Origin of the sequence: Hamadaea flava (assembly GCF_024172085.1) — a bacterium.
Lineage (GTDB): Bacteria > Actinomycetota > Actinomycetes > Mycobacteriales > Micromonosporaceae > Hamadaea > Hamadaea flava.
Map to the genome: position 1 here is coordinate 7,395,071 of NZ_JAMZDZ010000001.1, position 25,286 is coordinate 7,420,356.

The 25,286-nt window shown below is 71.5% G+C and carries 22 protein-coding genes and 2 tRNA genes; 6 read left to right on the plus strand and 18 right to left on the minus strand.

All coding sequences use genetic code 11. The features are described 5' to 3' along the window. Positions 1-12: 12 nt before the first annotated feature. Positions 13-747 (minus strand): D-Ala-D-Ala carboxypeptidase family metallohydrolase, encoded by a 735-nt coding sequence (locus HDA40_RS34595; RefSeq protein WP_253761998.1) that lies wholly within the window; start codon positions 745-747, stop codon positions 13-15. A 224-nt stretch (positions 748-971) separates the two neighbouring features. Here HDA40_RS34595 and HDA40_RS34600 point away from each other — a divergent pair, with 224 nt between their 5' ends. Continuing rightward, positions 972-2,021, plus strand: a complete 1,050-nt coding sequence (locus HDA40_RS34600; protein ID WP_253761999.1) for a ParB/RepB/Spo0J family partition protein — start codon at positions 972-974, stop codon at positions 2,019-2,021. A 20-nt stretch (positions 2,022-2,041) separates the two neighbouring features. Here HDA40_RS34600 and HDA40_RS34605 read toward each other — a convergent pair whose 3' ends face one another. Beyond that, a complete protein-coding gene (locus HDA40_RS34605; protein WP_253762000.1) occupies positions 2,042-2,941 on the minus strand; it encodes an esterase/lipase family protein in 900 nt (299 codons plus the stop codon). A 170-nt stretch (positions 2,942-3,111) separates the two neighbouring features. On the opposite strand from HDA40_RS34605, the gene HDA40_RS34610 reads away from it, so the two are divergent. From HDA40_RS34610 to HDA40_RS34625, 4 genes are all read left to right on the plus strand, one after another. Further along, positions 3,112-3,660, plus strand: coding sequence for a hypothetical protein (locus tag HDA40_RS34610; protein ID WP_253762001.1), 549 nt, complete (start codon positions 3,112-3,114; stop codon positions 3,658-3,660). 78 nt (positions 3,661-3,738) lie between these two features. Further along, positions 3,739-4,719: an acetylxylan esterase gene (locus HDA40_RS34615; protein WP_253762002.1), complete on the plus strand. Its 981-nt coding sequence runs from the start codon at positions 3,739-3,741 to the stop codon at positions 4,717-4,719. A gap of 108 nt (positions 4,720-4,827) precedes the next feature. After that, complete coding sequence (locus HDA40_RS34620) at positions 4,828-5,331, plus strand: SigE family RNA polymerase sigma factor (protein ID WP_253762003.1); 504 nt, start codon at positions 4,828-4,830, stop codon at positions 5,329-5,331. Beyond that, entirely contained in the window at positions 5,328-6,647 is a 1,320-nt protein-coding gene (locus tag HDA40_RS34625) for a TolB family protein (RefSeq protein ID WP_253762004.1), read from the plus strand. The genes HDA40_RS34620 and HDA40_RS34625 overlap by 4 nt, the downstream gene beginning before the upstream one ends. A 208-nt stretch (positions 6,648-6,855) precedes the next feature. Here the strand turns inward: HDA40_RS34625 and HDA40_RS34630 are convergent, their stop codons facing one another. The 13 genes from HDA40_RS34630 to HDA40_RS34690 all read right to left on the minus strand — a co-directional run bounded on the left by HDA40_RS34630 (position 6,856) and on the right by HDA40_RS34690 (position 22,368). Then, positions 6,856-8,379: an FAD-dependent monooxygenase gene (locus HDA40_RS34630; RefSeq protein ID WP_253762006.1), complete on the minus strand. Its 1,524-nt coding sequence runs from the start codon at positions 8,377-8,379 to the stop codon at positions 6,856-6,858. Positions 8,380-8,660: 281 nt separating this feature from the next. Then, the gene (locus HDA40_RS34635) at positions 8,661-11,432 is read right to left on the minus strand and encodes an AfsR/SARP family transcriptional regulator (protein WP_253762008.1); all 2,772 of its coding nucleotides are present in this window, start codon (positions 11,430-11,432) and stop codon (positions 8,661-8,663) included. A 50-nt stretch (positions 11,433-11,482) separates the two neighbouring features. Then, positions 11,483-12,670, minus strand: a complete 1,188-nt coding sequence (locus HDA40_RS34640; RefSeq protein WP_253762010.1) for a vWA domain-containing protein — start codon at positions 12,668-12,670, stop codon at positions 11,483-11,485. Further along, the gene (locus tag HDA40_RS34645; protein ID WP_372503067.1) at positions 12,670-13,839 is read right to left on the minus strand and encodes an AAA family ATPase; all 1,170 of its coding nucleotides are present in this window, start codon (positions 13,837-13,839) and stop codon (positions 12,670-12,672) included. The genes HDA40_RS34640 and HDA40_RS34645 overlap by 1 nt, the downstream gene beginning before the upstream one ends. Beyond that, positions 13,836-14,981: a leucine-rich repeat domain-containing protein gene (locus tag HDA40_RS34650; protein ID WP_253762011.1), complete on the minus strand. Its 1,146-nt coding sequence runs from the start codon at positions 14,979-14,981 to the stop codon at positions 13,836-13,838. Before HDA40_RS34650 ends, HDA40_RS34645 begins: the two co-directional genes overlap by 4 nt. A 165-nt stretch (positions 14,982-15,146) precedes the next feature. Further along, on the minus strand, positions 15,147-16,391 hold the full coding sequence (locus HDA40_RS34655; protein ID WP_253762013.1) for an ankyrin repeat domain-containing protein: 1,245 nt from the start codon (positions 16,389-16,391) through the stop codon (positions 15,147-15,149). Between the two features lie 35 nt (positions 16,392-16,426). Then, positions 16,427-16,499: transfer RNA gene (locus tag HDA40_RS34660), tRNA-Val, on the minus strand. 112 nt (positions 16,500-16,611) lie between these two features. Then, positions 16,612-18,699 carry a hypothetical protein gene (locus HDA40_RS34665; protein ID WP_253762015.1) on the minus strand — a complete coding sequence of 696 codons (2,088 nt, stop codon included), beginning with the start codon at positions 18,697-18,699 and terminating at the stop codon, positions 16,612-16,614. Between the two features lie 13 nt (positions 18,700-18,712). Next, positions 18,713-19,642, minus strand: a complete 930-nt coding sequence (locus HDA40_RS34670) for a CU044_5270 family protein (RefSeq protein ID WP_253762016.1) — start codon at positions 19,640-19,642, stop codon at positions 18,713-18,715. Continuing rightward, positions 19,639-20,217: an RNA polymerase sigma factor gene (locus tag HDA40_RS34675; RefSeq protein ID WP_253763914.1), complete on the minus strand. Its 579-nt coding sequence runs from the start codon at positions 20,215-20,217 to the stop codon at positions 19,639-19,641. Before HDA40_RS34675 ends, HDA40_RS34670 begins: the two co-directional genes overlap by 4 nt. A gap of 216 nt (positions 20,218-20,433) precedes the next feature. Then, positions 20,434-21,936 (minus strand): ankyrin repeat domain-containing protein, encoded by a 1,503-nt coding sequence (locus HDA40_RS42330; RefSeq protein WP_253762018.1) that lies wholly within the window; start codon positions 21,934-21,936, stop codon positions 20,434-20,436. A 27-nt stretch (positions 21,937-21,963) separates the two neighbouring features. Beyond that, positions 21,964-22,038 (minus strand) — tRNA-Arg (locus HDA40_RS34685). A gap of 48 nt (positions 22,039-22,086) precedes the next feature. Continuing rightward, the gene (locus tag HDA40_RS34690; RefSeq protein ID WP_253762019.1) at positions 22,087-22,368 is read right to left on the minus strand and encodes a hypothetical protein; all 282 of its coding nucleotides are present in this window, start codon (positions 22,366-22,368) and stop codon (positions 22,087-22,089) included. On the opposite strand from HDA40_RS34690, the gene HDA40_RS34695 reads away from it, so the two are divergent. Then, positions 22,367-23,545: an alpha/beta hydrolase gene (locus HDA40_RS34695; RefSeq protein WP_253762021.1), complete on the plus strand. Its 1,179-nt coding sequence runs from the start codon at positions 22,367-22,369 to the stop codon at positions 23,543-23,545. The two genes, HDA40_RS34690 and HDA40_RS34695, sit on opposite strands and share 2 nt — an antisense overlap. Positions 23,546-23,595: 50 nt before the next feature. Here HDA40_RS34695 and HDA40_RS34700 read toward each other — a convergent pair whose 3' ends face one another. The 3 genes from HDA40_RS34700 to HDA40_RS34710 are packed head-to-tail and all read right to left on the minus strand — an operon-like array spanning position 23,596 to position 25,260. Further along, positions 23,596-24,018 carry a GNAT family N-acetyltransferase gene (locus HDA40_RS34700; protein ID WP_253762023.1) on the minus strand — a complete coding sequence of 141 codons (423 nt, stop codon included), beginning with the start codon at positions 24,016-24,018 and terminating at the stop codon, positions 23,596-23,598. Positions 24,019-24,049: 31 nt separating this feature from the next. After that, complete coding sequence (locus HDA40_RS34705) at positions 24,050-24,391, minus strand: hypothetical protein (protein WP_253762031.1); 342 nt, start codon at positions 24,389-24,391, stop codon at positions 24,050-24,052. A gap of 50 nt (positions 24,392-24,441) precedes the next feature. Beyond that, positions 24,442-25,260, minus strand: coding sequence for an alpha/beta fold hydrolase (locus HDA40_RS34710; protein WP_253762032.1), 819 nt, complete (start codon positions 25,258-25,260; stop codon positions 24,442-24,444). Between the last annotated feature and the right edge of the window lie 26 nt (positions 25,261-25,286).

Below are 25,286 nucleotides of genomic sequence, written 5' to 3' on the forward strand. Positions count from 1 at the left end.
CCCACCGGCTGATCAGATCCCGCAGGACGACGCGGACCAGAGCTTGACCGGGTCGTTCGCGACGTGCGCGTGGTCGCTGTGGTCGGGATATCCCGGCCCGAGGATCTCCCGGAAGCCGTGGTACCGAGCCTCCTGCGCGAGCTTGCAGAACGACGGCGTCCCCGTCAGGTCGGCCGCGTCGCCGAACAGGTGACGGCTGTTCGACGCCCCACCGACCGCGTTGTTGCACGCGTAGCTGCGGAACCCGCTGCTGATGGTGATCGGCACACTGCCGAGCGCCTTGCGCAGCGCCTGCAACTTCCACATCGTCACCAGCGCGTTGAACTTCGCCTGCGTGGCCGAGACCGCCCCGCCGGCCCACGTCGAGTTGCACTTGTTCAACTCGGCGTAACTGAAGTTGATCGGGGTGCAGTCGTTGTCCTGCAACGCGTAGATCTTGGCGTAGGTGTCCTCCCCGGCGACGCCGTCGGCGGCCAGACCGTACGCCTTCTGGAACCGGACGACCGCGGCCTCGGTGGCCGGGCCGAACTCTCCGTCGAGCGCGAGCGTCGCGTTGTAGCCGGGGTAGCCGGAGACGCGGATCTGCAACTGCCGTACGTCCTCGCCGCTGGTGCCTTCCTTCAGCACCCGCGACCAGGTGTAGCAGCCGTCGGCGTGCGCGGGGGCCCCGGCGGCGAAGACTGCCGTGATCGAGGCCGTGAGCGTCATGAAGGCCGCGAGGGCGAGACTGATGATCCTTCTGCGCATAGATACTCCACGGTGGTGAGTAGCTGCTGTGCCCGACCAGCGCACCTTGCGGGAGATCGCGCGAAAGCGTCAAGGACGTTCAGGCTCTTCGATGAACACTGCGCGCGTGTACGCCGCGTGTACGGCCGTTGTACCTGACCAGCCCGAAGATTCGTTAGCGTTCACGCGCACCGGGCAGCACCGCCGGGTGCCCGTGAAGCGGCGTCCGACAGGAGCACGAATCCATGGGGCGTATCGAGGACATGCTCGCGCGGATCGGCGACCAGATCGACTGGGTCGACGCCGAACTGCTCAGGGACGGACTGTCCCCCCGGCTGGACGGGCTCACCGCCGCCCACGTACGCCATCTCGCCGAGCTGCAGCAGGACCTGCCGCCGCTGGTGGTGCAGCGCGCCACGATGCGCGTCGTAGACGGCGCCCACCGGCTCGCCGCCGCGCGCAGCCGTGGCCTGACCCGGCTGCCGATCGTCTACTTCGACGGCGCCGACGACGAGGCGTTCGTCATCGCCGTACGCCTCAACGTGGTGCACGGCAAGGCGCTGCGGCCGAGAGACCGATCCGCCGCCGTACGCCGCATCCTCGACACCCACCCCGAATGGTCGGACCGGTGGATCGCCTCGGTCTGCGGCGTCGCCCCCCGCACCGTGGCGGCGCTGCGCCGGACCTCGGCCGACGACGGCCACCGCCTGGCCACCCGGGTCGGCCGCGACGGCCGGCGTCATCCGCTGTCGGCCCAGGAGGGCCGTCAGTCGGCCGCGGAGATCATGCGCGAGGAACCCGGGATCAGCCTGCGGCAGGTCGCCCGGCGGGCCGGCGTCTCCATCGGCACCGCCCTCGATGTACGCCGGCGCCTGCTGGCCCAGGACCCCGCCCTCACCCGAGACCCCGCCCTCACCCGAGACCCTGCGGAACCCGGCGGCCGGCCCGGTGGGGCCACCCTGCGGGCGGTCCAGCGCTGGGGCAGCCCCGACGACGGCCAGCGCAGCGGGCCGACAGTACGCGACCAGCTGGAATGGCTGTCGCGCGAACCGTCGCTGCGCTACACCGACCGTGGTCGTGCGCTGCTCCGGCTCGTGACGATGACGCTGGCGTTCCTCGACCCGGGCAGCCCGCTGGCAGGCGCCGTCGCCGGCCACTGCCGCCCGTCGCTGCAATCCGTCGCCCGGTCCTGCGCCCGCAGCTGGCTGGACCTGGCCGACCAGCTCGACGCCGCCGAGGAACTCGACGCCGCCACGGCCTCGCCGTCGGTCCCAGCTTCCGCGCAGGCGGCCTGAGCGGGCGGGCAGCCCTCCGGTCACGCGGCCGAGCTGTCGTAGACGGCCTGGTACGTCCGGTCCACCGGGGCGTTCTGCAGGGTGAACGGGGTCCAGCTGGAACCGCGATCGTGAATCCGGACGCAGTAGAGCCCGGTCCGCTTGTGGATGAAGTCGCTGTGCTCCAAGCCCGGCTCACCGCCCGTGCACTCCGCCGCGTTGTACTGCAGCCGGTGGTCGGCGTCCACGTTGACACCGGAGCTCTCCAAGGTGATGTCGTCCTCGAACGACGACGTCACCGTCCAGTCGGTGCCCATCGCCGACACCGGCAGCGTCGGCCGCCCGCCGCTGCCGGTGCCCAGGACCTCCAGCTCGCCGAAGAAGCCACTGCCCGGGTACATCTGGCGGCACTGCAGATAGAGCAGGGCGCAGAACCCGGCGTCGCGGGCGCCGTCATGCGGAGACGCCAGCGTGACGACATCCTCGACGTACAGGTAGGGCGGCCAGCCAGGGGTTCCCCGCTGGACGTTCAGCAACGCCGAGCGGATCACCAGGCCGCCCATCGAATGGGCCACCACATCCACCTTGCGGCCCTTGCTGGAATAGTTGTCGTAGATGACGTCGGCGAGCTGATGCGCCACCGTATGGATCGACGTGTTGCGGTTCCCGTCGTTCGGGAACGAGCACCGGGTGTCCCCGCCGTAGTACCCGAAGGTCATCAACTCTCCGGTCCAGCCGTTCGCGCGCAGGTGTGCGCCGACCGAGGACCACTGGCTGGTGCAGTCGTAGCCGCCGGAAGCGGCGAAGCCGTGCACGAAGATGATCGGGTTGTCCTTGGTGTCGCCGCGGGGCGGTCCGGCTTGAGCGGGCTCAGCGGCCAGGACCAGGCCGACCGTGGCGCTGAGCGTCAGGGACGCCAAGAGGGCGGCGATGCGTCGCATCCGCGTACCTTTCCTAAAGAAGTCTGTCGATCCGGATCGCTCGACGATGCGACTGCCGACGGCTGCCGTCAAGGCGCGTGTTCAACCCACGCCGGACCGAGGGCGCGTCCCTCGGGTGCTGAGACGTCGTCAGGTGAACGTTGTCCTAGGTCGCGGCTAGCATTCCTCGCGTGCTGCTGGATCAGATTCGCAATGACTCCGACCTCGCGTACGCGTTGAGCTACGCGGCCGACTTCGACGTGTCGCGGACCTACGAGTTCGTGGAAGCCGTGCACCTGTCCTCCGGCGCCGCCCTGGAGCGCGTCGCCGGTGATGCCGCCGGCGGTGCGTTCTTCCTGGTCGGCGAGGGTGGCGAGGGCCGCCCCGTGCTGTACGCCGACTCCGAGGGCTCGGCCGGGCTCGTCGGCTGGAACCTGCGCTCGGTCGTCGAGGCGGTCGTTTTGCTGCCCTATTGGCACGACCTGCTGGGCAGCGGCGCTGCCAGCCTGGCGGAGCTGCGCCAGACGGCGGCCTCGTTGGTGGGGGAGTACGCCGAGATCACCGCGGACGACCCGGATCAGCTGGTCCAGCAGCGGGTCGCGATCGAGAGGCTGGGCCTGCCCTGGAGCGAGGATCCCCTGGCTGCCCTGTACGCGGCGATGACCGCGACCAGCCCCGACTTCGTCCTCTTCAACAGCGAGGAGGGGAATCCCTACGAGCTGCTGGGGCCGATTGCATGATCGGGGTCGAATCCACGATGACATGATCATGGGCACCGACGACCGACGGAGCTTTCCTCACCCCGAGAGGCGTCCACCATGTCCACGGCAGCCCCCGGCCTGCACCACGACCTGCCCTTCGACCCGGCCTACGGGCACACCCTCGACACCTTGCTCGCCATCGGCCCACCCTCGGACGAGCCCGCTGACTTCGACGACTTCTGGGCCACGCGCTATCGGCGGGCCCTCGCCGTCGACGTCGCACCGGCGCTCGGGCCCGCGAGCCGCGTCGGCGGGCACCTGATCCAGCCGATCCACTACACCTCGACCGATGGCGTACGCGTCGGTGGCTGGCTGACCGCACCGGCCGACGGCCCGATCGTCCGGGGAGCCGTCTACCTGCACGGATACGGTGGACGCGCCGAACCCGAACCGGACCTGCTACCACCAGGCACCGCGGCGATCTGGCCCTGCGCCCGAGGACTGGGCACCGAAAGCCGGCTGCCCGGCGTCGCCGACAACGGGGCCGGGCATGTGTTGCACGGCATCGACACCGCCGAGACCTACATCCACGGCGGCTGCGTGGCCGACGTCTGGTGCGCCGCCACGGCGCTGACACGGGTGCATCCGAAGGCCGCGCAGCGGCTGGCGTACGTCGGCGACAGTTTCGGCGGCGGCATCGGAGCCATGGCCGTCGCCTTCGACGACCGCTTCGACGCCGTGATGCTCGGCGTGCCCAGTTTCGGCCACCACCCGCTCCGGCTGACCCTGCCCTGCACCGGCAGCGGAGACGCCGTACGCCGGTATCACCACCACCATCCCGAGGTCATCGAGGTTCTGCGCTATTTCGACGCCGCGACCGCGGCCAAACGCGTACGCCATCCGGCGCACGTGGCGGCCGCGCTGTTCGATCCGCACGTCCCACCGCCGGGACAGTTCGCCGTCTACAACGCGCTACCCGGTCCGAAGACCCTGCACGTGCTCACCGCAGGGCATTTCGACCACCCCGGCGCCGTCACGGAGCGGTCAGCCCTTCAGGCCGCTCGAAAGGAGTTCCAGTCAGCGCACGCCTCGGACTGAGCTGCGAGCTGTGCGAGGCGAATCGAGTATGTCGGAGCCAGCGGCCTGCCGATTCCGGGGGGCCATTCGTGCTCAACCTTTTGCGGGTTGGGTCGCGTTACAGATGTCGTGAGGTCTGACGACGGTTTCCGGGAGTTCGTGGCGGCATCCTCCCCCGCGCTGTCGAGGGCGGCGTACCTGTTGACCGGCGATCACCAGCTGGCCGAGGATCTGCTGCAATCGGCGTTGGCGAGCACCTACCGCCATTGGCGGCGTGTCCGCGACGGCAACCCGGCGGCGTACGTCCGTCAGGCGATGCACCGCGAGCAGATCTCTTGGTGGCGGCGTCGCCGCCTGACGGAGCAGCTGTCGGGTGAGCCGGTGGACCGCATGGGCGGCGGCGATCTCGCGGCCGACGCGGTGAACCGGATCACCCTGGTGCAGGCGCTCGCCCAATTGCCGCCGCGGCAGCGCGCCGTGATCGTGCTGCGGTTCTACGACGATCTCACCGAGGCAGAGACGGCCCGGGTGCTGGGCTGCGCTGTCGGCACCGTCAAACGACAGGCCCACGACGCCCTCGCGCGGCTGCGTACGCTGCTGCCGGCCGGGCTCCAGCCGGAGGTGTCCGCATGATCCCCGACCTGCGTACCGCGTTGCACGCCGAGGCCGATGCGGTCCCCGCGTACTCGGTCTACGAGCGCGCCGTCCGGACCGCTCGGCGGCGACGGCGTACAAGATGGGCCTTGTCTGCGGCCGCAGCCGTCGTCGTGACCCTGGTCGCGCTGTCCGGGGTCACGGGGGTGATGCTCGCCGACCCGCCGCCGACCGGGACGGCCGGAACCCGGCCGTCGGTTCCCGACCGGCTGGCGTTCCCGCCCGCCTTCTGGCCGAGCGTCACCGGCAGCCCTCCGGGAACGGCGTCGGTGCTGTTCGGCGGCACCGGATTCGCCGTCGACCGACCGTTGAGGCTCCTGGACAACGAGGGCGACCTCGCCGTCGTCGGCGCCACCTCCGACGTCTACCGGGTGATGCGCGTCGGATACGAGGGGCATGCCGGAGAAGACGCGCTGATCTCCCCGGACGGAAACCGGCTCGCGCTGTCGTCCGGCTTCGGGGGCTACGCGGGCATTCTGGACTTGACCACCGGCACGACGACTCGCCTGGCCGCCTTCACCGGCCGCGACTACGTGACGCCGATGGCCTGGGCCCCGGACGGCCGTACGCTGGCGGTCCGGGTGGTCGGCGGCGGAAGCGTCCAGGTCGGACTCGTCGACGTCCCCGACGGATCGTTTCGTAAAGCGAGCTGGGCGGACGGCTCCGCCACCGTGCCCGGGTTCGAGGTGGCGTTCTCCCCGGACGGCAAGCTCTGGGCCTACGCCACGCGTGGCGAGATCGTCGTGAGCCGCCCCGACCTGACCATCCTCGGCCGGATCAGCCTGCCGCCCCAGACCTGGCTCGCGGGCAAGGGCGCCTGGACCGCAGACGGCCAGCTCATGACGATGTCGCTGATCGACGGGCGGTGGCGGCTGCAGGCCGTCGACGTGACATCGGTCGTGCCGACCGCGCCGAAGGCGTCCGGCCAGGTGTGGCCGATCGGTGGCGACGAGCTGACAGCGGTGCGCCTGCTCGGGTGGAGCGGCGGGCAGCCGGTGGTCGCGGTCTACGAGCGGGAGCCGGGCAACAAGGCCGGCCCGCCCGTCACCTACTACCAGGCCGTGCGGACCGTCGCGGTCTGGCGGCTGACCAGCTCCGGCCACGATGTCATGCTCACCGCCCCACGCGATGCGCAGTCCATCGACATCTCCGACGCTGCGATCATCGGCGGCGAGACGCGGCCGGGCAGCCCGCCCCGGTTCGGAGTCCTGACCATCGGGCCCGTTGCCCTGCTGGCGATCGCCGTGGTGGCAGGCGGCTGGCTGCTACGCCGGTCACGCCGCTCGCGCCGATGAGGGGCACCTCTTCGGCCGCTGCCCGCAGTAGCCTGCTCGCCGAGCGCTCGCCGCGCTGGATGGACGCATGGGTGGGCACTCCGGGCTGACTGGCCAGGGCATGTGCCGGGCGAGCCACTCGCCCGCACGGTGGCCTTCATGCCGGGCCGGACGATTGTCGACGGCGAGCCTTACCCGGCGGTAGTCCGACGCGCTGCGTCCGGCGTCGTCATCGCGGTTCGCCGAACCAGACGCTGAGCGCAGCGCGCAACGCGAGTGCGGCTGCCTCGGCGGGTTCGTCGATGCTTGCGGCCCAGGCGATCTGCGCATCCGGGCGGATCAGGAGCGCGTCCGCGGGCCGGTCGCCGGCGTTCGCGGTGTGGAGGTCGATCCGATGCCGCCACTGGTGAGCGATCTCGCGCAGTTCTGCTCTGTCGGCCAGGTCGAGCAGGACCGGCCGGGCAGTGTGCATGAGTTCCGCCACGCTCGTCGTGCCATCGCCGGTCTGCAGGGTGAGGTCGGGCGCGAACGTGCCGGTCAAGGAGTTCTGGTCGCCGCCGGGCATCGGGTAACGGATGTCGGTGCCGGCGATCATGGCCGCCACGCGGCGCCGGGCCGGCTCGTCGGCGAGCAGATCCTGGATGACCTCCCGGAGCGCATCCGCCGCCGGGTCGTATCCGCGTCGGAGTGCCACCTGAGCGCGGGTGTGCCGCAGCGTACGCACACCGGCGAGATGCCGTTCGCGGTGATATGTGTCCAGCAGCCCGGCCGGTGCCCAGCCCTGGACGTCGGCAGCCAGTTTCCAGGCGAGGTTGACGGTGTCGAGCAGGCCGGCGTTGAGCGCCACGCCGGTGGCCGGGAACACATGGGCGGCGTCGCCGGCCAGCAGGATCCGCCCGGCGCGATACGTCTCGGCCTGCCGGGCCTGGAACACGAAGCGTGACAGCCGACGCGGCTCCGTCAGCGGCAGCTCCCCGCCGAGTATTCGGCCGACACTCTCACTCAGCTCGCCGAGCGTCATAGGCACGTCGTCGGTCGGGTCGAGTTCGTCTTCGACGGTGGACAGGATCATGATCTCCGGGGTGAGCCAGCCGAACGCGACCACACCACGATCTGTACGCGTGTAGCCCGCACTGATCCGGCCCAACCCGGGAGTCTCGATGTCACCGTTGTCGTGCCGGGTCACCGCGGCCGGGATGGCGACCTGGCCGAGCCGATTCACGTCAGGGTAGGTGATCCCGGGGAACGCGATGCCGGCCAGGTCGCGGACGCTGCTGTAGGCGCCGTCGCAGCCGACGAGGTACGACGCCCGCAGCTGGGACTGCCCGTCCGGACCGCGTACGTCGACGACGACCCCGGTGTCGTCCTGAGCGACCCCGACCACTTCGCAGCCCCGGCGGATGTCGGCTCCCAGCTCGCGGGCGCGATCGTAGAGCAGCCGTTCCAGTCGCGGTTGGGGCACTTGCAGGGCGGACAACGGCGGATCGTCCAGTCCGGTGAGGTCGAGATGGACGCCGCCGAACGGGTAGCGGGGGGCCGGATGTGGATCGGTGCTCGCCGCCTCGAATCGCTCCAGCAGACCCCGATAGCGCAACAGCTGGAGGATCTGGCCGCTCAGCCCGTTGGCCTTCGGGACATCCCGGGGGTGTCGATGCCGTTCCAGGACCAGCGGCCGTACGCCGGCGAGGCGCAGTTCGGCCGCCAGCATCAGGCCGGTCGGGCCGGCGCCCACGACGATGACATCGGCATCCACTTCGTTGCTCCGTTCACGTGGGGTGGCTTGTCGCAGGCCAGCCTGCCGCGCGGAGCGCCGGAAGATCAACAGCTGTCTTCGCACCGCCGCATAACACTGCGCTTATGGATGGGGCGACCGGATCACGTCGTGCGCAGGACCTGATAGACCTGACTGCTCGCGTCCACCGCCGTCACCTCGCTGTCGCCTCTCCTTGCCTGGACGGTAGGCGGGATCAGGTGGTCTGGAATCGGCACAAGTACCCATGCCCACCGGCTCAGACAGCGTAGCCACCGGGGCAGTCAGCCCGCACGCTGTGAAGGGAGGTCGCGCAATGCCCGGCGGGCGTCGTCGGCTTCGGGCCGGTCGAGGTCGTCGAGGATCAGGACGGCCTCCGCGAACGACCGGGCCGCGCCGTCGACCTCGCCGAGCGTCCGCTGGTCGTTACCGAGGCGGATGAGCGCCTGCCCTTCGAGGTACCGGTCACCGCTCTCCCGGTGCAGCGCCAGCGCCCGACGGCAGCAGTCGATGGCCTGCTCGGTGTCGCCCGTCAGGTCGTGGATGACGCTGAGGCTGTCCCAGGTCCCCGATTCGCCGTACCGGTCACCGGTCTTCTGTTGCAGCGTCAGCGCCTCCTCGCAGCTGGCCAGGCCCGCCTGCGGGTCGCCGAGATGGGCCTGGCACCAACCGAGCGCGTTCAACGCCAACGCCTCACCGTTGGTGTCGCCGACCTCGCGGAACACCGGCAGCGAGCGGGTTGCCTGGGCACGAGCGGCTTCGAGGTCGCCGCGCATCTCGTAGATCTGGCCCAGCGAGAGCTGCGTGTGCGCTTCGCCGGCCCGGTCGCCCAGATCGATGAACAGGGCCAGCGCCTGACACAGGTGCTCGAAGGCGTCGTCCAGGCGGTCCAGCTCGCGGTGGGCTCGCGCGAGGCCGCGATGCGCCCAGGCCAGTTCCCGCCGGTCACCGAGCCGTTCCACCGCGCGCAACGCGACCAGCCTGGTTTCGGCCTGCTCGCCGCGTCGGCCGCTGCGGGGCAGGAAGCCGCCCAGCGCCCACGCCAACAGCACCGCGTGCCGGTCCAGCCCCGTCGCCACCGCTGCGGTCAGGGTCGCCTTCAGCACCTGGCGCTCGGTCGCCAGCCAGGCCAGCGCGGCTTCGCCGGGACTCTCCGGAGTCACTCCCGCCGCCACGTCGGCCTCCATCATCGGCGGGTGGGCCCGATGTGGATTCACCTGGTACGCCGCTGTCAGCGAACTGTGCAGGTAATGGTCGAACATCCGCCGCGTCGCCGGCTCCCGCTCGGTCGCCGCCTCCGCCTCGACCAGTTCCATCGCGTACGCCCGGAGCAGATCGTGGAAGGCGTACCGGCCGGGGGTGTGCTCGGTGAGCAGATGCAGCCGGGCGACCTCGGCCAGCGAAGCCCGCGCCTGCGCCACCGTGACCGCGGCGACGCTCGCGGCCGCCGCGATCGACACGTCCGGACCGGGATGCAGGCCCAGCAGCCGGAACATGCGGGCCGCCGCACTGGACAGCGTCCGGTAGGAACAGGCGAACACCGCCCGTAGGTCGGTCACCAGGTCGCCACCGGCCAACGCGTCCAGCCGGCGCGGTGACTGCGCCAGTTCGGCGGCGAGCGCGGCCACCGGGAAGCTCGGACGAGCCGCCGCCCGGGCCGCGACGATGCCGAGCGCGAGCGGTAGCCGCCCGCAACGGTCGATGATCTCCGTGACGGCTTCCGGCTCGGCCTCCGCCCGAGCCCGCCCGAGCCGCCGAGCCAGCAGCCGGTACGCCTCGTCCGGTGCGAGCACGTCCAAGGTGAGCAACTGCGCGCCGTCGTACGCGATCAGCCCGGTCAGCTCGTTGCGGCTGGTGACCACGACAGCGCAGCCGGGCGTACCGGGCAGCAGGGGGCGGACCTGGTCGGCGTCGCGGGCGTTGTCCAGCACCACCAGCATCCGGCGGCCGGCCAACCGGCTGCGATACAACGCCGCCTGCGCCTGCGGATCGGCCGGAATCCGGGCCGCCGACACTCCCAACGCCGACAGGAAACCGCTCAGCACGTCGCCGGGGGTGATCGGCGGGTTCGCCGGATCGAAGCCACGCAGGTCCGCGTACAACTGCCCGTCGCCGAAGCGATCGGCGGCCCGATGCGCCCAGTGCAACGCCAGCGCGGTCTTGCCCACCCCGGCCGGACCCGCGATGGCCAGCACGATCGGGTCCGGTCCCGGGTCGGTGGCGATGTCGGTCATCTGGGCGAGCGCGTCGGCGCGGCCGGTGAACGATCCCGCCCCGGCGGGCAGTTGCCGGGGTGTGGGCGCGGCGGGGCGGACCGACTCCTCAGGCGCCAGCTCACCGGAGAGGATCCGGCGATGCACCGCCTGAACTTCCGGACCGGGTTGTACGCCCAGCTCGTCGGCCAGCGCCCGATACAGCCGCTGGTACGCCGCCAGCGCGTCGGCCTGCCGCCCACTGCGATAGAGGGCGGTCATCAGATGTGCCCAGAGTCCTTCGCGGACCGGATGCCGGGTGGTCAGCTCGGTCAGCTCGGCGATCAACTCGGCGGCGGGCCGGGTGGCCAGGTCCAGTCCGAGCCGCCGTTCGACGGCCGTCCAGCGGCGCTCGGCCAGTCGCGTCGCCTCGACCTGGAGCTGCCAGGTCGACGGCAGATCCTGGAAGGGCTCGCCGCGCCACAGCGCCAGCGCTCGGCGCAGCCGGTCCTGCTCGGCGTCGGCGTCCGCCGCGGCCCCGTCCAGCAGGCCCGTGAACTCCAGGGCGTCGACGTCGCCCGGCGTGATCGCCAGGACGTACCCCCACGGCTCGGTTCGGATCGCGTCCGATCCCAGCAGCTTGCGCAGCCGCGTGAGGTAGACCGTGAGCGCCCGGCGCGGATGGCTGGGCAGCCGCTCACCCCAGACCGCGTCGGCCAGCTGATCCGGTGGCACCGGCCGACCGGCCGACAGGGCCAGCACCGCCAGCGTGGTCCGCAGCCGGCCCGCCGACACGACGATCGGCTGCCCGTCCGCCGAGACGGTCAGCGGCCCCAACACCCCGATCCGCAACCCGCCCGTCACATGTCCACTTTGCCGTATCAGCGCAACCGCGTTTACGCGCACGGTCCGGCTCAGGACGGAATGTGGATCGTGGTGATCCACGCCGGTGGCTCGTCCGTCCCACCGCCGATGATGCCGGCGATCACCCGGGTGCGTACCAGCTGCTCCTGCGGCCACGGCGTGAAGCCGTCGGTCAGCACGATGACGAACGCGGGCGGATCGGGCACCGCCACGGCGGCGTCGATGCCGATGCGCATGTCGGTGCCGCCGCCACCGGCGAGCACCACCTCGCCGACGGTGCTGACCCGGCGGGCGATGTGCACCGCGGCGTCGCACGACAGCACCGTGACCCGGTTGCCGCCGATCCCCACCGCCCGCAGTACGCCGCCGACCTCGGCCAACGCCGTCGCGAGCGCGTCCTCGTCCATGGAACCGGAGGTGTCGACGACCACGGCGACCCGGGGGACCGGCTGCCGCAGCCGGGGCAGCACGACCCCGCGCAGCGCCGCCGACCGCCGGGACGGCCGCTGATAGGTGTAGTCGACCGCGCCCGCCGCCCACGCCGCCGCTTCCCGGATCGCCCCGGTCAACGCCCGCCGCCAGTCGACCACCGGCTCCAGTACGCCGTCCGCCCAGCGCAGCCAGCCGTCGGGCACCGAGCCCCGGCCACGGGCGGCCTGCCGGATCGCGGCCGCCGTCGACCGGCGCAACGCCTGAGATTCGACCTCGCTGACCGATCCGCCGTCGTTGCCGCCGGGCAGATCCCATGGCCGGGCCACCCCGTGCGCGGCCGAACCACAGTCATGCGAATGGATGTGCGCGGGCAACAGCGGCAGGTACTGCTCGAACAGCAGCCCGGTCGGCAGCCCCAGCCCAGCCGGATCGACCCGGTCCGCCGGCAGCGGCAGCCCGTCCGACAGCAGGTCGTCGTTGATCTCGGCGTCCTGCGCCACGTTGACCCGATGATGATCGCGCCGCTGTCCTGGTGGCAGCAGACTCGCCCGGCCGTGATGGTCACGCAGCAGGTGCGCCACCTCGTGCAGCCAGACCGCGGCGAGCTGCGCCACGGGCAGCCGGTCGACGAACTCCGCCGACACGTAACACCGCCAGTGCTTGTCGACGGCCATCGTCGGCACCGACTGCGACTCGACCACGGTCAGGCTGTACAGGGCGCTGGCCAGGTAGGGCCGGTCGGTGGCCGCCCGGAACCGGGCCGCCAGCAGCTTCGTGCGGTCCAGCTTGCGGTCCGGTTCGGTCATCAGGCCAGGCGGCCCGACAGGCGCAGCACGTCCACGAACGCGTCCACGGTGGTGGGCACCGGCCAGTCGGTGTCGCGGATGGCGGCCAGGTCCATCGCCGCGCGAGCGGCCACGTCGGGCACGCCGGCCTTGACCGCCTGTGCCAGCACGACCCAGGCAGCTTCCCAGCGGGTACGCGTGGTGTTGCCCTGAACGGCTGAGACGACGGCGGTCAGGCAGGCCAGTTGCCGGTCGCCCCGATCGGGCAGCACGAAGGCGTCCGGGTTGGCCAGGACGCGTTCCGGGTCGGGAAGGTCCAGTTCGGACAGATAGGTGGTGAACTCCAGCCCGGGGCCGTCGCCGATCGCGCCGCAGATCGCCATCGCGAGCGCGTCGGCCGAGGCGTTCGCGCAGTGGTGCACGGCCAGCAGCCGCAGCACCATCTCCCAGGTACGCGGCGACGGCCACGCGCCGCCGCGACTCTCCGCGTCGGTCGGCAGATGGTGCGCCAGACCGGGGCGGGCGGTCAGGAAACCGGCGACCGTGCCCCGGGCCTTGGCGATCGCGGTGCTGGAGCGGGCCGCGTCGACCGTCGGAACCTCCACGGCGGGCCAGGTCCCGGCCAACCCTCGGGCGACGACGGCGGCGTCATGCGTCCACTGAAGATGGACGAACCGGTTGGCCAGCGGCGGGCTCAAATGCCAGCCGTCGGCAGCGCTGGCCGGCGGGTTGGCCGCGGCGACGATACGTGTCGCGGCCGGCAGTTCCAGGCTGCCGACGTGCCGTTCCAGCACCACCCGCAGCAGCGCGGCCTGCACCGCCGGCGGCGCCGACGACAGCTCGTCGAAGAACACCAGGCCGCCGCCCCGATGGGCGACGCGTACGGCCCAGTCCGGGGGCGCCATCGGCACACCGGTGGTCGCCGGATCGTCGCCGACGATCGGCAGCCCGGCGAAGTCGCTCGGCTCGTGGACGCTGGCGATGACCGTCTCCAGCGGCGTACCCAAGCTGTCCGCCAACTGCCGCAGCGTCGCCGACTTGCCGATGCCCGGCTCGCCCCACAGCAGCACCGGCAGATTCGCCGTCACCGCCAGGGCGAGCGCCTCCACCTTCGGATCGCGCACCGGCTCGGTACGCCACGCGCGGACCGCGTCGAGCAGCGCGTCGGCCGCGTCCAGCACCCCGCTCACCGGTACACGCTCGCGATCGCGCGTACATCTTCGGGAATCTCGATCGTGTCGCGACCTGGCAGCTCCGCGGCGACCTTGCGCCGCATGCGGCGGGGGACGCCACCGCGAAGCCCGAGGTACGCGAGAGTCGGATGGTTCTCCGCCGCCGCGACCAGCAGGCGGGCCCCGCGCCCGCCGACTCCGGTACGCCGCAGGTCGAGCCGCCGCAGCTGAGCCGACGGCAGCGCCTGCGCCAGCGCCGCCGCACCCGTGTCGCCGACCTCGTTCGGCACCGCCAGCAAGGCGCGTTCCGACGGCGGACGGCCCAGATCGAGCACCCGCCAGGCAGTCAGATGCTCGGCGAGCGCGGCCGTGCCGGCCGGGGTGAGCCCGTTGGCGCCTAGCCCGATCGTCATCGGCCGGCCGTCGGCCGCTTCCGCCAGCGTCTGTGCCCCGGCGTCGCCGAGGTGGTTGCAGGCCAGGTACAGCTCGTGAATCCCGGCGTCGCGGACGAGCGTGGCCAGCAGCGGCGCGGCGTCGGCCGTCAGCCCGTTGCCGCCGAGGAACAGCCGATCCAGCTTGACCGACCGCCCGACGAGCGTCGCCGTCAGATGCCGGAGCCCGTCGACGCTCAGCCCCACGTTGACCAGGTCCAGCGTACGCAGCGTCGTGTTGACCGCCAGCGCCGAGCAGATCCGGGCCACGCCCTCGTCGCCGATCGGATTCCGCTTGAGCCACAGCGCCCGGACGGTGTCGTCGGTGGCCAGCCGGTCGGCCAGCGGCGCGACCGCGTCGGCGTCGATCCGGTTGCAGCCCAGGTACAACGTGCGCAGATGGTGGCCGGGCCGCAGGGCGTCGGCGACCGCCTGAGCGCCCTGCGCGCCGAGATTGTTGGTGCCCAGCAGGAGATGGCGCACCGCCCCCGACTCCGCGGCGGCCTTGGCCAGCCGGGCGGTCAGCATCGGGCCGACACCCTGCTTGCACAGGTCGAGACGGCCGTCGGGCTGAATCGTGCCACGCGGGAACACCTCGGCCTCGGTCGCGCCCGCCGCCTGACCGAGCCGGTCGAGTAGCGCGACGAAGTCGTCCGGATCGGCCAGCTGCCGAGTCGGGTCGGTGATGACCGGGCAGCGCACCGGTGTCGGTGTGCCATCGGCTTGCATGCACGAACCCCTTCGCTGCCGGGAGGCTCCGATTCGGCGCGAGCCCTGGTCGGGGAGGCGGAGCCGGCCGGATTTGCACCGGCGTCTTCACGCTCTGAAGGCGTGCGCGACGACTTCTGCGCTACAGCCCCGCCTCGCGCGAGAGTGTAGATCACCGGTCCGACGCTACGAATGCGAGCGCCGCAAAAGCCGATGGAACATGGACTGCTTCGGCGGCTCGGCGTCCCGGCGCAGCAGCTTGGCGTACCGGTCGTGGAGTTTGGGCGTCCGAGCCTTCGGAAGCAAGCCCTCGTCGTCGGCGATCGACGAGTCCGCCCCCGCATCGAGCAACGCCTCGACCACGTCCGGACGGGCTGCGGCGTACGCCCAATGCAGTGGCGTCCGGCCGCGTTTGTCCCGCCGATCCGGCGACAACCCGGCGCTGAGCAGCTCCGGCAGCAGATCCCCGCCGAGCCACGCCGCATAGTGCAGGAACCCGGCGCCCTCGCCGTCGACCGCCGTCCGATCGAAGCCCGCCGCCAAGGCCGCTACGATTTCGTCCCCGTGCCCCCGAGCGGCGACGTCGAAGAGGTCCGCTCGAAGCCACCGCAACCGTTTCGGCAGCCACCCCGTCCCGGTACGCCACGCGTGGACGACGCTCGCGCAGCGCACCATCGGCCCCGAGAGCCCGCCCAGAGCGAGTTCCCGGTCGATCTCGGCGGCCGAATGTCCACTGGAGACGAGCTGGCCGTCCGCCAGCCGCAGCTCGTGCCAGCTCGATCCACACCGGACCGGCACCGGCTCCCACGACCACGCGTACGCCGAACGCCGCTGAACACGGTCCGGATAGAGCGCGTCGTGGAGCAGCGGATGCAGGTCGTCGGGAGACAGCCCGCCGTCGGCGAGTCCGTCGGATTCCAGCTGCGCCTCGCTGAACCGGCTGACGTGCGCGGCACGCCGCTGCTCGACGGCATCGGCTCGCCAGCACCACACCGGAAGTTCGCGATACCACCGCAGCCAGCTCGGCCGGATCACTGCCAGGCGCAGCGCCGGACCCGGCGGTTCCGGGAACAACACCAGTGTCGGCAGGTCCGACGTGCCGGCCCGGTCCGCCTGCGTCCACGAGAGGGTCGTCAGCTGATCCGACAGCACGACCGGGCCGTGCCCCGGCGTCCAGGCCCGGTACGGCGAAAGATACTGCCGCAGTAAATCGGGCGCCGCAGCGTGCAGCTGGTCGGCGATCGCCGCCGCCTCCTCCGGCGGGTACGTGCGCATGACGTCGTCGAGGTCGACGTCCACCGTCACCCCGGCGGCGGCGTACGCGGCCCGCCAGTCACCGGACCGGCGACGCGCGGCACATTCGTCGATCATCGACCACGGCGCCCGGCGTACGCGCGCCAGCGGCGACGCCGGCCGATCCCGATGTGCCATGGGCGAACCTTTCGATCGCTACGCTGAAGAGAGGGCGGAGCCGGCCGGGTTCGCACCGGCGTCCTCTTCCTTGTCGGGAAAGCGCGACGACTTCTGCGCTACGACTCCGCCCGCGCAGGAGTGTAGATCAGCATCACGACTCCAGTGCCGCCAACGGGACGCGGGCCCAGCGCCGGGACTGCAACGGCGGCAACCAGCGCTGGACCCTTCCTCTGACGGGCTACCGGCCGAGGGCGTACGCCCGCAGCACCGTCAGTCGCTGCCGGGTCGTCGCGTCCAGCGTCACGGACGCCCGGAGTGAGACGTACCCGGAGGCGGGCTGCACCAGGCGCACGGTGAATCGGTTACCGCTGCCCGTCACGCCGGCGGGCCGCCAGGTCGCGCCGTCGTCGAAGGACGCCTCCACGGTCAGGCTCGCCGTCCCCGACCCTGCCGTCGTCACCGTCGCCGGGAACGCGAACGGGCCGGCCGGCGCGCGATTGCGCAAGCTGAGCGCCGGATCGAACCGGACGGCGAGCAATGGCAGCGGCATACCGGCGTCGGCGGCCGACGAGCGGAACAGCCACTCGGCGTCGATTCGCGTCGCCAAGTGCCACCAAGGCTGATCCCGGGTGACCGAGGCGGTCAGCCGGTACGAGGCCGGCTCGGCCGGGACGGCGAACCTCGCGGCGTCAGGCACCGGGACCGAATCGACGAGGACACCCTCCCGGTGCAGGCTGATCGAACCGCTGTCGAGGCCCGCGCTCGGCGTCACAGGGCGGCCGGACGCGTCCCCGAACAAGGGCAGGATCACGTCGATCGCGTCGGCGTCCCGGTACGCCCAGGGTCGCTCGCCGGCCCGGGTCCTCGTCGTGCCGCTCAACGACGGGCTGAACACCGGCTTGTCCCAGGCGATCGCCGGGTTGAGTCCCGCCCGCAGGTCGTAGGTGCCGGTCACGACGCCGCCGGGCCGCCCGTACGGGGTGACGGTCAGCTCCCACCGGCCTGGGGTGAAGTACTCGATCCGCTGCTGGGGCGCGGCGGTCGGCGTACTCCACATCGCCCGCACCGTGGAGCCGAAGAACACCTGCCCCGCGTGCGCGAATCGAGCCGAGCCCGCCTCACCGTCGTGATAGGACACAGGCAGCGCGGCGAGGGTGGCTGTTCCAGGCCGGTAGATCTGCGGCGTGACCAGCCGTCCGGTCACCCCGTACGCCAGCTCGTAGCGCAGCCGCGGGCGTGGCGAGCTCGCGTACGACACGCGCTGGGCGCCGGATCGGGTCAAGGCGGCGAACCGGTCCCCGGTCGTACCCCACCCGACGAGCACCGGCAGCGGCAACGCCGACAGATCACCGTCGTAGAAGGCCGAACCGGCACCTCGGGGCACCACCAGGGCCAGCCGTGCGCCCCGACCGCTCAGCTCGGTCAGCATCGTCAGCAGGTCCGCGTACGGCAGGTCGCCGGGCACCTCGATGACGACGAGCCGCCCCGTCAGATCTCCCTTCCCGATCTGCTCGGCGTGGACGGCGATCACCCCGGCCCGATCCTCCTCGGCCTCGAAACCGGGGTCGAGCCACTCGGCGCGTACGCCGAAGGGGTCCGTTCCGCCGGCCACGAGGTCCACCGTCGGCTCGGTCGCCCGGCGCGCCTGGCCGAAGGCGTACGCCGCCGACTGCGTGCCGGGGATGGTGGCCGCGTACACCTCGTCGAAGCGTGGATCGAAGACGTAGCGGACCACCAGCGGAAACGGGGAGTCGGCCACCTGCGTGAACACCATCACGTCATGGCTGCCGCCCCGGGCGGCGAGATCGTCGGGCTCGACCGACACCCGCTGGGCCGCGCGGGCGTCCAGCGTCACCGTCCGATGCCGGTCCAGCCGCAGTTCCGGGTGCGTGAGGACACTGTACGCGGGATCGGCGCCGGTCCGGGCGGTCGCGACGTCGGCCGTGATCGAGTACCGGCCCTCCGGTAGATCGACCGGCCCGGGCGCGCCCCAGTAGAAGACGTCGCCGAGGTCGAGGTTCTGGATGATGACGGTCGGCCGATCGGTGGGCGCCGCCACGGCACCCGACCGATCGAGCACCGCCACGGTCAACGTCCAGGTCTTCGCACTCGGAGCGGCCGACGCCCGGGTGCCGGTGTCGGCTGTGACGGGACGGCCGTCGACGTGGGTCTGCCCGGTGATCGGCCGGACCGTCCGCTCGCGTACCCGGACTCCCGGCGTCACGGCCGGGGCGGCGTACGCGGCGGGGGTGAACCCGGCCATGGGGGTGATCATCGTCGCGGCGGCGGCGACCGCCGGAGTGATCAGCAGCGTGCGTCTGCGCACAGCGGAGGCCCCCTTACTTCGCGCCGACACGGTCGACGATCGAGACGGACAAGACGGCGGCGGAATACTGCACCTGGTCCCCGGCGACGGTGCGGATGCCGAGATAGGAGTGGTTCGCCGGATCGAAGATGAGGTCGGTCCGGGTGCCCTGGACCTCGCGCTGCGAGATCGCGACGCCGCTGCGGCCCGCCTCGTCCGTGACGTCGCCGACGATGGCGACGCCGGGGATCTTCGCGAGCGCGCCATAGACCGCGGCCAGTACCGCCGGTCGCCGGTACGCCTCGCCGATCAAGTTCGCCGCTGCCTGGAACGCCTCCTGGTCGCGCGGGTTCTTGGTGCTGCCGGCGTCCCGATACAGGTACGCCAGCATGCCGTCCACGGTGGTGGGCAGTCCGTCGGTGTACGCCGGATCCGGCGTACACGGCGATGTCGTGGTGACCCCGCGCTTGGACTGGGTGGCTCGGCCGTCCTTGCAGCCGGGGACGAGGAGATCCGTGGCGCCGCCGTCCTGGTTCTGCTCGCGGATCAGCCCGTCGTGGGTCCCGTCGGCGGAGCGCCAGGCCCACCGGTGCACCCCATGCACGGTGGACTCTCCCGTGGACTCTCGAGTCGACCGGACCGTCGCGACGGACTCGATCAAGATGAACTGCTCCGGGCGTACCACCTGGTCCGGCTGGAGCGTGGCTTGCCCCGCCGCCGCGAGCAGGATGTCGGCGGCCTGCGCGCGGGCGGCCGGGGGCCGATCGCCCAGCGGAACCACCTGGATCGCCAGGGCGACGGCCGTGACCGTGGCGGCGAGGCCGCCGACGATCGCGAGCCGCAGCCAGCGACGTCGTGACGGCCGCCGGGTCTGGGTGAGCACGCGGCGGCGCAGGCCGGGCGGCGGCGGACCAGCCGGGTCCAGCGTCGCTCCGAGGTCGTCCAGGATCGTCAACTCGTTCATCGCCGCTCCTCCGGGAGGATGTCGTAGGTGTCTTGGCCGAGGCTGTCGCGCAGCCGTCGCCGGGCGCGGTGCAGACGCGAACGCACCGTTCCGATCTTGATGCGGAGCGTCGCCGCGACCTCCTCATAGCTCAAGCCGCTCCAGGCGACGAGCAACAGAACGTCACGATCGCCCGGGGAGAGCCGGCGCAGGCCCTCGGCGAGCCGGCCCCGCGAGGCCTGGGCCGTGACGGCGGCGCTGACGTCGTCGGCCAGCCCGTCCACGGCCTCCACCATGGATGTTTTGGCAGTGGCCCGATAGCGCGCCTCTTCGGCGCGACGGCGGCGCGCGATCTCCTTCGTCACGATGCCGAACAGCCAGGGCCGGGCGTCATCGCGGCTGAGGTCATAGCGGCCGCGATGCCGGAACGCGGCCAGGAAGGTCTCGGCGACCACATCCTCGGCGTGCTCCGGACCAAGCCGCCGGTAGGCGTATCGGTAGAGCATCGCCGCGTAGCGGTCGTAGATGACGCCGAACACCTCGGCGTCCTGATGGGACGCCGCGATGATCGCGGCGTCGGGATGGGCGGCCGTCATCGGCAAGCTGACCAATGCACCGTCGTCCTCTCCTGACTGAGTGATGTGACACCCATGTCTCTCCCTCAGAGCAGGATCGAGTTCACGCCTTTTCGCACGCTCGTCCACCGGCTGGTGCGGACGTCGGCGACCGCGCGGATGCGACGGTGGGTGAGCAGTCAGTCGATCGCCCTTCGTACGTCTCGGTGACGACGACCCGGGCCGCGCGGAGGTAGATCAGCCGCGGCCTTGCTTGGGGAGCATGTCGCGGACCCAGCCGCTGCCTCGCCACGTCGCCGTGTAGGAATCCGCGCCGTGGACGGTCTCGATCGCCGGGTCCGCCCCCCGATCGAGCAGCGCCTGGACCAGCTCCCGCCGCGCGCCACCCATGATCGCCAGGTAGAGCGGCGTACGCCCGGTCCGGTCCTGCACGTCGACCGGCAGCCCGGCCGCGTCGAGCAGCGGCAGCAGCCGCTCGTGGTCGACCATCATCGCCATGTGCATCAGCGACCAACCGGCCGGGTCACGCATCAGCGGATCGATCGCCCCCGTACGCAGCCCGTCGACGAGCCAGTCGGTGTCGCCGACCAGCGCCCGTTCGCGTACCTCACGAGCCTGCCGGGCCAGCGCCTTCGGCAGCCTGCCCTCACCGTGCAGCCAGGTCTGGCGTACCGCGAAGCACCCCGCCGACGCCCCGCCGAGTGACCGCAGCACCGACTCGCGCTGCACCTCCTCGTCGGAGTGGTCGTGCAACCGCAGCGCTCCACTCTCGACAGACAACGAGTGCCACACACCTCGGCAGCGCACCCGGACCGGCTCCGGCCCGTCGAGCGTGGCCGTCATGACGTTCGCCTGGGCGGTGAGGCCCGGCAGGGCCTGGCGTACCAGCGGATGCAGTTCGTCCGGCGTCAGCAGGCCCGCTTCCAGCAGCGCCAGGTCGGCCGGGACCGGCTGCACGACGACGCTCGGCACCTCGTAGAGGTCGTAGAACTCGGCCGCCGTGCCCGAGACGGTGTCGCCGGAGACGGTGAACATCAGCGGCGAGGAGTGCAGTGCGCCGACCTTCTCCACGCCGAACGCGCGGGCGACCTCGCGTACCTCGCGGGCCACCCCGACCGGGCAGGTCGGCAGCGCCGTACGCGGCTGCAGGCCCTCGTCCGACTCCAGCGCTATACCGCACCGCCGCCACGCCTCGACGTATTCGCCGGCCGCGAGCAGCCGATAGATCTCAGCGGTGGCCGGGTCGCCGACGCCCCAGGCCTCGGCCAGCTCACCGCTGCGGCGCACATCCCAGGTGTGCCGGGGCATCACGACCCAGCGTTCGTACTCCAGATCTTCGAACGACCCGACGGACAACCGCAGCCGCTGCGGGCCGAACGGCGCGAGCGGCGTCTGGAGGCGCAGATGCGGACCCAGCGTCGCGTTCTGCTCCGGCGGCAGGATCAGTGTCTGCCGGGCCAGCACGGTCGTCATCCCGGCCCGATGCCGGGGCAGGTGCCACCACAACAGGTCCGGCGCTAGGTGATGCAGATCGGCCTCGAAAGCGGCCGACGCCTCCACGCCGAACTTCTGGCGTACCGCGTCCACGTCGATGTCGACGTCTACCCGGGCGGCCTCGGCGGCGGCCCGCCAGTCACCGGCCTCCCGGGCGGCGGTCGCCGCCGCGATGAGGTCCGGGGACACCGTGAGCGACCGGATGCGACGCCACTGCGGCAGATCGTCACGCAGCGACGCGATCACGGCGAGCCCACCTTTCCGGCTTGAGGCGGCAGACCGGCCGGATTCGAACCGGCGTCCTCCAATTTCGCGAAGTGGCGCGACGACCTCTGCGCTACGGCCTGCCGCGCGGGAGCCTACCCGAAGCCTTGCGGGGACGGAGAATCGAGCCGCTCAGCCGATGCGCGGGAGGCGCTGAGTGAACAGATTGTCGTAGCCGCCGCCCTCGTCGTCTTCATCGTCCTCATCGGACGAACGCCGGAATTGATCGTGCACCGGATGGTGGCGGATTTTATGATCATGGTCAATTCCATGTCGCCATAACGCCGCCATAACGACGTGAAAATGACCATGATCAAGAACGGCCCGGGCGTCGGCAGGCGCAGGTTCGAGTTGATCAACTACCGGGTCGCGGGGGAGAGTAGCGGGGTATGCGTAGATCTTGGGAGGTTCCATGCCCGTCGGCTACATGTTCACCGTGTTCTGCGTCGCGGTGGGCACGCTCTTCGCGCTCGCGCCGGTACGCCGCCCGCAGCCGATCTCCACGGTGAGTTACTTCCTCGGCCTGGCCGTGAACGAGCTGCCGTTCTTCGCCGGCATCTACTGGCTGGGCATCTCGACCACGCTGGCGTTCGCCGAGGGCGACATCGACTCGCCGATCGCCTGGGCGACGGTCGCGTTGGCCGCCGCTGCCGCGCTCGGGCTGGTCGTCGTCGCGTACCAGGGTTGGCGCGACCGTAGTGCGATCGAGCGCGCGGTGGTCGACGGGCTGGGCGCCGACTGGCGTACGACGATCGACGCCGACCTCGCCGCTGGGCTGCACCACCGCCTCCCGTGGGCCCGCATCCTGTTCCTGCCCTTCTTCCGCCGCCGGCCCGACGTGCGCCGGGTGGCCGACCTCTCCTACGGCGACGCGGGCCGCCGCAACCTGCTCGACGTCTACCACCACCGCTCGACGCCGACCGGCGCGCCGATCCTGATCCACATGCACGGCGGCCACTACGACAGCGGTCACAAGAACAGCCAGTCGTTGCCGCTGCTCTACCGGCTCGCCGGCCACGGGTGGGTGTGCATCAGCGCGAACTACCGGCTTCGTCCCCAGTACCAGCATCCGGATCACCTGATCGACTTCAAGAAGGTCATCGCCTGGGCCCGGGAGCACGCCCACGAGTACGGGGCGGATCCGTCGACGGTGTTCGTCGCCGGCAGCTCGGCCGGCGGGCACATGGCGGCACTGGCCGCGCTCACCCAGAACGATCCCGCCTACCAGCCCGGCTTCGCGGACGCCGACACGTCCGTCAGCGCCGCCGTCCTGCTCAACGGCTGGTACCGCACCTATTTCGACAATTCGCCGGAGTCCGCGCCGGCGTACCACATCACCGCCGACGCGCCGCCGTTCTTCCTGGCTCACGGCGGCAAGGACACCCTGGTGCCGCTGAGCCACGCCCGCGAACTCGCCGACCACCTGCGCCGGGTGTCGACCGCACCCGTCGTGTACGCCGAGATGAAAGGCGCGCATCACGCGTTCGACCTGTACCACTCGCTGCGGTTCGAAGCCGTCGTCGACGCGATCGAGGCGTTCGCCGCCCGGGTCCGCTCACGGGAGCGGGCCGGCCAGCGCGAAGCCCGCTGAGACGGCGTACCGGGGCGGCTGCTGCGTTCGCACCGGCCGCCCAGGCTGAGTCACGCGTCGGCCGGCTCCCAGAGCAGGAGCTGCCGATGATGGCTGAAGCCGTTACGCAGGTAGAAGTCGACCGCGCGGCGGCCGGAGTGGACGGTCACGTGCAGCAGCCCCCGCGTTCGGGCCTCGGCCAGGATCGCGGACATCAGCGCGGCGCCGATGCCGCGGTTGCGGTGCTCCTCGCGAACCATGACCGACTGGATGTCGCCGTACCACCGCTCCGGCGAGCCGTTGCCGGGCACCCGTTCGGCGATGAGCAGCCAGGCGGCGCCGACCACGGCCCCGTCGATCTCGGCGACGAACGGCAGATGCGTCTCCGCATGGGCGGCCACCCAGCCGGCGAACGACAGGATCCCATCCCCGTCGATGCCGCGCAGGTCAGCGAGCACCGCCACATCCGCCACACCGGCTCTCCGTACGATCACCTGGCGGAGTCTAGATGCATCGGCTAGGGGCTCAGTCGCCGCGCAACTCCAGGACGATCTCGGCGGACCTCGCTAGGTCATGGTCGATCCACGACAGATAGGCGAGCGCCGCCTGGTCCACCCGGGACTTGTCCGGGCACAGCAGCGTGAACAGCCAGATGTGGGCCGACCGATGCCGCTCCGACAACGCCGCCCAGTCGGTGGCGCACGCGTCCGCCAAGGCGTTCACGCTGTACGCCAGGGCCAGCGCCTCGTCGCCGGCGAAGTCCAGCTGGACCCACCGCTCGAAGTTGGCCTGCACCAGGCTGAGGTCCTCGGCCGTCGCCTGGCCCTTCAAGGCGCGATCGACGATGGCGAATTGGGACTCCGGCATCCGGACATTGTCATGGTCGATTGGGCCGCACATCAATGTCGGAGATGCGACTAAAGCTCGCGTTCGTGGCCGCTGAGCTGGGCACTGTCCGCTGTGAGGAATCCGATGAGGAACGGCAGAGTTCGCTCGAGTGGGCCGGGATCATCGGCCGACGCCAGCTCGCCGAGATAGTCGCCGTGATTGCCGGGCACGATGAGCAGCCGCGCGTGGGGGATGAGCGAGGCGAGCAATGCGGCGTGCGCCGGCCGGACCACGTCCCGATCGGCCGCCACGACCAGCGTCGGCGCGGTGATCGAGGCGACCAGGCTGATCGGGACGTCGGCGAACCCGGTCAGCATCAGCTCCCGATCCAGGTGGAACATGCGCTCGGCGTGCCCGGGATCGCCGCTGACGGCGAGGTCCGCCGCGCGGTAGGGCTCGGGCAGGTCGGCGTACGTGGCGTTGGCCAGGCCCTCCCAGAAACCGTCGATCATCCCGTCCCGCCGGAACGGCGCCGACGCCACGACCAGCCGCCGCACCAGCTTCGGATGCCGGGCCGCCAACTGGACGGCCACCTGGCCGCCGTTGCTGAACCCGAGCACGTCGACCGGCCCGGCGCCGAGTTCGGTCAGCAGCTCCGCGAGGCCGTCCGCCGATCCCTCGAACGACGCCGGTCCCACCCCCGACCCGGTGCGCCCGTGCCCCTGCAACTCGACGGCCAGCAGACGCCGGGACGGCGCCAGTGCCGGGATGAGGCGGCCCCAGTTGGACTCGATCGTCGACCCGCCGCCGTGGATGAGCAGCAGCGGCGGCTCCGAACCGGAGGACTCCCCGTGCCACTCGTAATAGAGCGGAAGGCTGGACGAGGAATACCCTCGCTCGTCACCCATCTTCGGAGCATAACCGCTCGCCTGGC

Bases quoted from the DNA above. Each gene is read 5' to 3' on its own strand.
- HDA40_RS34595 (WP_253761998.1), bottom strand. From the start codon at position 747: ATGCGCAGAAGGATCATCAGTCTCGCCCTCGCGGCCTTCATGACGCTC.
- HDA40_RS34650 (WP_253762011.1), bottom strand. From the start codon at position 14,981: ATGCAAGCCGATGGCACACCGACACCGGTGCGCTGCCCGGTCATCACC.
- HDA40_RS34615 (WP_253762002.1), top strand. From the start codon at position 3,739: ATGTCCACGGCAGCCCCCGGCCTGCACCACGACCTGCCCTTCGACCCG.
- HDA40_RS34710 (WP_253762032.1), bottom strand. From the start codon at position 25,260: ATGGGTGACGAGCGAGGGTATTCCTCGTCCAGCCTTCCGCTCTATTAC.
- HDA40_RS34695 (WP_253762021.1), top strand. From the start codon at position 22,367: ATGCCCGTCGGCTACATGTTCACCGTGTTCTGCGTCGCGGTGGGCACG.
- HDA40_RS34690 (WP_253762019.1), bottom strand. From the start codon at position 22,368: ATGGAACCTCCCAAGATCTACGCATACCCCGCTACTCTCCCCCGCGAC.
- HDA40_RS34655 (WP_253762013.1), bottom strand. From the start codon at position 16,391: ATGGCACATCGGGATCGGCCGGCGTCGCCGCTGGCGCGCGTACGCCGG.
- HDA40_RS34640 (WP_253762010.1), bottom strand. From the start codon at position 12,670: ATGACCGAACCGGACCGCAAGCTGGACCGCACGAAGCTGCTGGCGGCC.
- HDA40_RS34705 (WP_253762031.1), bottom strand. From the start codon at position 24,391: ATGCCGGAGTCCCAATTCGCCATCGTCGATCGCGCCTTGAAGGGCCAG.
- HDA40_RS34675 (WP_253763914.1), bottom strand. From the start codon at position 20,217: ATGACGGCCGCCCATCCCGACGCCGCGATCATCGCGGCGTCCCATCAG.
- HDA40_RS34670 (WP_253762016.1), bottom strand. From the start codon at position 19,642: ATGAACGAGTTGACGATCCTGGACGACCTCGGAGCGACGCTGGACCCG.
- HDA40_RS34625 (WP_253762004.1), top strand. From the start codon at position 5,328: ATGATCCCCGACCTGCGTACCGCGTTGCACGCCGAGGCCGATGCGGTC.
- HDA40_RS34605 (WP_253762000.1), bottom strand. From the start codon at position 2,941: ATGCGACGCATCGCCGCCCTCTTGGCGTCCCTGACGCTCAGCGCCACG.
- HDA40_RS34600 (WP_253761999.1), top strand. From the start codon at position 972: ATGGGGCGTATCGAGGACATGCTCGCGCGGATCGGCGACCAGATCGAC.